General features: G+C 54.2%; 1 protein-coding gene. It reads right to left on the reverse strand.

Annotation, left to right across the window (positions count from 1 at the left end):
* Window positions 1-44 precede the first annotated feature (44 nt).
* Window positions 45-374: a DHCW motif cupin fold protein gene (locus AC1RMX_RS29690; protein WP_096821754.1), complete on the reverse strand. Its 330-nt coding sequence runs from the start codon at window positions 372-374 to the stop codon at window positions 45-47.
* Window positions 375-537: the final 163 nt, after the last annotated feature.

Below are 537 nucleotides of genomic sequence, written 5' to 3' on the forward strand. Positions count from 1 at the left end.
TAACTGGAAGTGGTCGGCCAGAAGCCGTCCTCCCTGTTCAAGCCTCAATCCACGATGAACAATCTAGCACCAATGGCGGTCGACGACCGGTGAGCCTCTGCGTTGTCGGCCACCTGATAGCTCATTCCTGCAGTCAAAGTGAACGTGCGACCATCATCGAGTTCGGTCTCCAATCGCCCGTCGAGGCAGAGCAGAATATGCCCTTTGTAGCACCAATGATCGGCAAGATAGCCAGGGCTGTATTCAACCATTCGGACTCTTGCAGTGCCGAATTGACAGGTGCGCCAGAGCGCCGTACCAGTTTCGCCGGGATGAAAGGTGGGTTCTATTTTCGACCAATCGGTGGTGCCAAATGGAATGTCGGTGAGTTGCATGGTTGTCTCGGTCCAGGGAGGAGAATGAATCGTAGCGAGGTGGCAAAAACGCGAATAGATACAGATCGGGTTTAATTCTTTAATACTCGCAGAAATGGGGGCGCGCGCTCCTATGATTGCCGTCCGTGCACGCAACTCTGGCTGACCGCTTTTGGCCGATAGC

This window comes from Pseudomonas sp. GW822-FHT03F04 (assembly GCF_058801405.1).